Below are 6,451 nucleotides of genomic sequence, written 5' to 3'. Positions count from 1 at the left end.
AGCCAAGATCAAACTCTCCATAAAATGTGAGTCTGCCTAGCATCAAAATAAATGATTACTGGCTTTAAAAATCAATTTAAAGACATTGACGATACATGTTGTTTCGTTCAGTTTTCAAAGATCAAATGTTTCGTTTTAATGTTTCTTCGTTATGTCCGCTGTTTAACAGCGACTTAACTAGTTTAACATGTGGTTGATTTTGAGTCAATATCTTTTTTAAAAAGTTTTTGTTCTCTTTTTCAACTCGATCTCTCACTCATTAAGTATGGCGCGCTCTCAAATTGCTTTATGTGCGTTTCGCCTGAGATCCTTTTTTGTTGCTGTCGTTTAACAGCGACTTAAATATCTTATCATGCGGTTAATTTTGAGTCAATATCTTTTTTAAAAAGTTTTTGTTCTCTTTCATTAACCTGATCTCTCTCCTATATAATAAGAAGATTTGTGGTGGCAATTCAATTGCTTAACACTATCTCGAGATCACTTTGTTTGTTGCGTTGTTGTTAACGCAACGTTTAATAATGTACCACGGCTGACTTTCTTCGCGCAAGGTTTTTTAACAACTTTTTTGTTTTAAGTTTATTCTAATGAATCTGAAAAATCCATTGTGTACTGATACATCAACTATTCCGTCATATTTCCACCACCACCCCGCTATTAAAATAGCTACATATAAAAAAATCCCCTGCAATTTGCAGGGGATCCATATTAGTCACGGTTTCTCATTTGCGGGAACAATAACACATCACGAATAGATGGAGAATTAGTAAGAAGCATTACTAAGCGATCAATCCCGATTCCAAGTCCTCCTGTTGGCGGCAGACCATACTCAAGGGCTTCTAAGAAGTCTTCGTCCATTAGATGAGCCTCATCATTTCCTTCTTCTCTTTCTTTTACTTGCGCTTCGAAACGCTGACGTTGATCAATAGGATCGTTAAGCTCAGAGAAGGCATTCGCATGCTCTCGACCTACAATAAAGAGTTCGAAACGATCCGTGAAACGCTCGTCCTCTTTATTCTTCTTCGCTAGAGGAGAGATTTCTAATGGGTGACCATAAACAAAGGTAGGTTGAATAAGCTTATCCTCTACACGTTGTTCAAAGAATTCGTTCACAATATGCCCGTACGTCATATTGTCTTCGATATCGATTCCATTTTCTTTAGCAAGAGCTTTTGCTTCTTCATCAGTCATCTGCTGCCAGAAATCTACACCGGTATATTCTTTAATCGCATCTACCATATGCAAGCGAGTCCATTTCGGCTCAAGATTAACTTCATATTCTCCGTATTGAACTGTTGTCGTACCTAAGACATCCTTTGCGATATGAGCAATTACTTCTTCCGTTAAAGCCATCACATCATGGAAGTCAGCATAGGCTTCATAAAGTTCTAGCATTGTGAATTCCGGGTTGTGTCTTGTAGATACACCTTCATTACGGAATACTCGACCGATCTCATATACTTTTTCCATGCCACCTACAATTAGGCGTTTCAAATGAAGCTCAATGGCAATGCGCATATATAAAGGCATATCTAACGCATTGTGGTGAGTAATAAACGGACGAGCAGACGCTCCACCAGGAATAGCATGCATCGTCGGAGTCTCTACTTCTAAGAAACCTAAGTCATCAAAGTAGCGACGCATAGACTGAATAATTTTACTGCGAGTCACAAAGGTGTCACGGCTAGTTGGATTAGTAATAAGGTCAAGATAGCGTTGACGATAACGCTGCTCTACGTCCTTAAGACCATGAAACTTCTCAGGTAATGGACGAAGAGATTTCGTTAGCATATGAAATTCAGTTGCTTTAACCGAAAGTTCACCTACTTTGGTTTTAAACATCTTCCCTGTTACACCTACAATGTCTCCCATATCCGCTGTACTGAATAACTCATACGCTTCTTCACCAACCGTATCTTTACGAACGTAGATTTGAATTTGTCCTTTCAAATCTTGTAGGTGTGCGAAACCTGCTTTGCCTTTTCCGCGTTTCGTCATGATACGGCCAGCAATCGTTACTTCAGCAGCCTTCTCTTCTAGTTCCTCTTTAGAGAATTCATCATATGCTTCTTTTAAATCCTCCGACAAGTGAGTACGCTCATATTTATTCCCAAATGGGTCCAGCCCTTGTTCAGCGTAAGATTGCAATTTCTCGCGACGTACGCGCATGTGGTCATTCAATTCTTCTGTCATGTTAATCACTCCAATTTTTTAGCTTGTCCACTCAAGTAGCATATTCATCCATCAGCCAAACAATGGCTAATGAATAGTATGCTTATCCTTTAGATGTTACGAATCCACGCTTTCTTAATGGCAAGCGAAAACTCCTTGCCCTTATTCCTGTCAAACTCAATCCCTCGGGACTAATTCTTGGATCGGAACTTTTAGCTCTATTGAAATTTTATTTATGAGCTTTTCATTAGGAAAACGAGCACCTCTCTCAATTTCACCCAGAACAGATACTGAAATTCCAAGCATCTTTGCAAAATCAACTTGAGTATAGCCCTTTAATTTCCTGTAGGATCTTATTCGTTTACCCCATTTTGCGGCTTCCATTTAGCGATTCCTTCTTTCTCATCATCTGCTAGGGCAGCTAGTAAATCTGAAACAGACTCACCAATAACAGGAACGATTAAATTCGGAGCTAGTTCAGCCAAAGGCACAAGCACAAAGCCTCGTTCTTGTAATCTAGGATGAGGGACAACTAATTCTTCTGTTTCAATATTCTCTTGATTATATAATAAAATGTCAAGGTCGATTGTACGAGGTCCCCATTTAATCGTACGTTCACGTCCAAGATCTCGTTCAATTCCCTGACATACTTCTAAAAGGCTAAAAGCAGTTAGAGAAGTGCGGATATGGGCTACCATATTTAGAAAATCACTTTGTTCAGTATAACCTACAGGAACCGTTTCATAAATAGGAGAAGCTTGTAAAACTTCAACATCTTCATGCTCGTGCAATAGCTTTAAAGATTGCTCAAGATAGTTAGCCTTCGGAGGGATGTTAGATCCCAGTGCTATATATGCTTCCTTCATTCACTTGTACGCTCCCTGTATAGTTCAATGGCTACCGATTCATAATGCCCTGGTATAGGTGGATCAGGTTTAATAACCGTAACAGTTAAAGCTTGTAATTTCTCAAAATGAGTCAGCAATTCTGAAGCAATATTCTCAGCTACCGTTTCCACTAATTGCTTTGCTTCGCCTTCGACAACCTCTTTTGTCACTTCATAAATACGTCCGTAATTAATGCTCTCTTCCATATCATCAGTTTGTCCAGCTTTCTTAAGATCTAACTCTAAGCTTAGGTCAACCTTAAACCTTTGCCCTAATTTATTCTCTTCCGGAAACAAACCATGATAGCCGTAAAAAGACATTTGGTTAATTAGAATTTTGTCCATGTTAATCGCTCCCCTTTCCTAGCATCTTATCCATCATTTTCGTCATTCTTGCAATGGGTTTTACATCATGAACTCGAACAAGGTCAATACCTTGTGTCATACCATAACAAACCGTAGCCCCCGTCCCTTCCATGCGCTCTTCAACAGGAAGGTCTAGCACCTGGCCGATAAATGATTTTCTAGAGGTTCCAAGTAAAACAGGGTACCCTAACGATACGACTTCTGACAAATGACCCATAACCTCTACGTTTTGCTCGGGCGTCTTCGCGAAGCCTACCCCAGGATCCAATAAGATATTCTCATCTCTCACACCAGCATCTTTAGCAAGGTCGATACTTTCCTGTAGATCCTTTTTCATATCTTCTATTAAATTGGCATAATGGCGGTCTTCACGATTGTGCATTAATATAATTGGAACTTGATATGCGGCAGCTACTTGGGCCATTTGTGGATCTCTTTTAGCTCCCCACACATCATTGATAATAGAAGCTCCAGCCTCCAGGGCTTGCCTGGCTACTTCTGATTTATAGGTATCTATTGAGATCGGGATATCAATTTCCTGCCTCACCGCCCTGATAATAGGAAGAACTCGTTTCAACTCTTCTTGTTCAGTAACCGGATCATGCCCGGGTCTTGTTGATTCCCCGCCCACATCGATAATATGAGCTCCATCCTGCTGCATTTGCTTCGCTTGCTTTATAGCGACCTCTACCTCATCAAACTGACCTCCATCAGAAAATGAATCGGGAGTAACATTTAAAATACCCATGACGAGGGTTTCCTTCGTTAAATCAAACGTTTTTTCTCTTGTACGAAGAATAGTCACAATACCTAACTCCTTTATTACCGTTCTTGTTTCCTATTCTATTGTACACAATCTAAGGGATATATTCACATAAGTGAGCCAGTTCAGCATGAATGATGCCTTTCGCCCTTTTTTATAAAATCGGAGACGATGCCGCTGTGAGTTTGCAGGAAAGCAACGTCGCACCCTATAAGAGGGATCTCTTTATTCCTTATCACGTATACAAAAAAACCTCTCCCTATAAAAGGAGAGGTCATTCTTAAAGCTAGGAGGGATCGAATTGGTAAAGAGGAGTAGATAGGTAACGCTCTCCGTTGCTTGGTACAATAGCGAGCACCTTCTTACCTTTTCCAAGCTTTTTGGCTACTTCTTTCGCAGCATAGATTGCAGCACCAGTAGAGACACCACCTAGCACACCTTCAGTCTTCGCTACTTCCCTAGCCGTTTCGTATGCCTGATCATTGGTTACTTGGATAATTTCATCATAAACAGCTGTGTCCAGTACCTTAGGAACAAAGCCGGCACCGATTCCTTGAATTTTATGCGGGCCTGGGGAACCACCTGATAGAACAGGAGAACTTTCCGGCTCTACAGCGTAGATCTGAATGTTAGGAAATGCATTCTTCAAAACCTTTCCTGCTCCCGTTATCGTGCCCCCTGTTCCGATTCCTGCTATAAACGCGTCTAACTGGTCGCCCATCTGTTCCACAATTTCAGGACCCGTAGTCTTCTCGTGTACGGCCGGGTTCGCTTCATTATTGAATTGTTGAGGCATGAAGTAGCCGTGCTCTTTTTGCAAAGCTTCAGCCTTTTTAATGGCACCTTTCATACCTTCACTCCCTGGAGTTAGCACCAGTTCAGCCCCGTAAGCTTTCAGAAGGTTTCTTCGCTCTTCACTCATCGTATCTGGCATAACTAAAATGGAGCGATATCCTTTTGCAGCCGCAACCATCGCAAGGCCAATACCTGTATTACCACTTGTTGGTTCAATAATAGTATCCCCTTCCTTCAGGTTCCCCTCTTTCTCAGCGGCTTCAATCATCGCAAGTGCAATTCGGTCTTTCACAGAACTCCCTGGATTCATGTATTCTAATTTAACGTATATATCCGCGCTGTTCTCATCAGAGATTCGATTCAACTTCACAATAGGCGTCTTACCAATTAGATCTGCGATTGAATTTCCAATTCTCACATCAAACACTCCCAATTCCTAGTAATATTATAGACTTACTAATAATTTATGGATAATAGTCTAAAAAGTCAAACAAAAAGAATCCCTAATTAATATATCCTTCCCACCTATAAAAAAGAAGCGATTCGTTAATCGCCATAAATCCAGTTGACCCCAATCTCTTTCCATAGGGGGGAGGCCGATAACGAACCACTTACATAATCAAGTGCAATTTCTCTTTTAATTTGTTCTTTAACTTCTTCATAGGTAAAAGTGATAGGAGGAAGCGTCCGGTGCAATTGAAGCAACACAAAGCCCTGATCTGTTTGGAAAGGGCTACTGTACTCACCTTGACCTAAACTTTCCGCCTCTTCATAGTAGGAGGATGGTAAGTATCGACTTTCCACGGAGAAATAACCGAGATAACCGCCTTTATCTTTCGTGTATTCATCTTCTGAATATTCTCTGGCTAACATACTAAATTCAGCCCCGTTATCAAGTTCTTCTTTCACCTTTAAGGCGGTTTCCTTTGAAGGTAAAACAATATGAGAGAACTGATAGGTCGTATGGAACTCGTATTGGTCTTGATGATCTTCATAAAAGTCTTTGATCTTTTTCTCGCTAATACCAATATCTTTCGTCAACAGATCTTCCAAAAAATAGCGGTACTGAACATCATTCTCCCACTGCTCCCGTTTCAACTTTATTTCACTTTCATCCATAACCGGAAGCATCGTCTCCATAAGAGCAAGTTCACGTTGGATGAGTTTATTTGAAATATCAACCTCAAACTGATCAGCAAGTTGAAAGACTACTTGTTTATCGATCATTTCCCTCAGAATGTCTTCCCCGTATTGTTCCTGAAGGGTAGCCATCCACTCTTCATGATGAATTTTTTCATCTCCTACTAAAGCTACTGGTTCTTCTGTTGCTTCAACAACCGGAGCCAGCTTATTCGTGGAGCTTGTTGAATCTTGTTCCTTAGTGTTCACCCAAACTAACAGTGTCGTTAAATTTGTAACAAGTAAAACTACAATAATCCCCCACAAAAGCTTTCGCGTCATCCCAACCACCT

The 6,451-nt window shown here is 40.6% G+C and carries 7 protein-coding genes; all 7 read right to left on the bottom strand.

Features of this window, described 5'->3' with window-relative positions:
- Window positions 1-705: 705 nt before the first annotated feature.
- The 7 genes from lysS to LQ226_RS20540 all read right to left on the bottom strand — a co-directional run bounded on the left by lysS (window position 706) and on the right by LQ226_RS20540 (window position 6,440).
- Window positions 706-2,190, bottom strand: coding sequence for a lysine--tRNA ligase (gene lysS / locus LQ226_RS20570; RefSeq protein WP_231419899.1), 1,485 nt, complete (start codon window positions 2,188-2,190; stop codon window positions 706-708).
- A gap of 156 nt (window positions 2,191-2,346) precedes the next feature.
- On the bottom strand, window positions 2,347-2,553 hold the full coding sequence (locus LQ226_RS20565) for a helix-turn-helix domain-containing protein (protein WP_231419898.1): 207 nt from the start codon (window positions 2,551-2,553) through the stop codon (window positions 2,347-2,349).
- On the bottom strand, window positions 2,523-3,035 hold the full coding sequence (gene folK, locus LQ226_RS20560) for a 2-amino-4-hydroxy-6-hydroxymethyldihydropteridine diphosphokinase (RefSeq protein ID WP_231419897.1): 513 nt from the start codon (window positions 3,033-3,035) through the stop codon (window positions 2,523-2,525). Before folK ends, LQ226_RS20565 begins: the two co-directional genes overlap by 31 nt.
- Complete coding sequence (folB, locus tag LQ226_RS20555) at window positions 3,032-3,400, bottom strand: dihydroneopterin aldolase (protein WP_231419896.1); 369 nt, start codon at window positions 3,398-3,400, stop codon at window positions 3,032-3,034. The genes folK and folB overlap by 4 nt, the downstream gene beginning before the upstream one ends.
- A 1-nt stretch (window position 3,401) precedes the next feature.
- Window positions 3,402-4,169 carry a dihydropteroate synthase gene (gene folP, locus LQ226_RS20550; protein WP_231419902.1) on the bottom strand — a complete coding sequence of 256 codons (768 nt, stop codon included), beginning with the start codon at window positions 4,167-4,169 and terminating at the stop codon, window positions 3,402-3,404.
- A gap of 301 nt (window positions 4,170-4,470) precedes the next feature.
- Complete coding sequence (cysK, locus tag LQ226_RS20545) at window positions 4,471-5,397, bottom strand: cysteine synthase A (RefSeq protein WP_231419895.1); 927 nt, start codon at window positions 5,395-5,397, stop codon at window positions 4,471-4,473.
- Window positions 5,398-5,525: 128 nt separating this feature from the next.
- On the bottom strand, window positions 5,526-6,440 hold the full coding sequence (locus tag LQ226_RS20540) for a peptidyl-prolyl cis-trans isomerase (RefSeq protein ID WP_231419894.1): 915 nt from the start codon (window positions 6,438-6,440) through the stop codon (window positions 5,526-5,528).
- Window positions 6,441-6,451 lie beyond the last annotated feature (11 nt).

This window comes from Pontibacillus sp. HN14 (genome assembly GCF_021129245.1).
Classification (GTDB): Bacteria; Bacillota; Bacilli; order Bacillales; family BH030062; genus Pontibacillus.
Note: the sequence above shows the minus strand (reverse complement) of the source record. Positions and strands in the feature narration are given on the sequence as shown.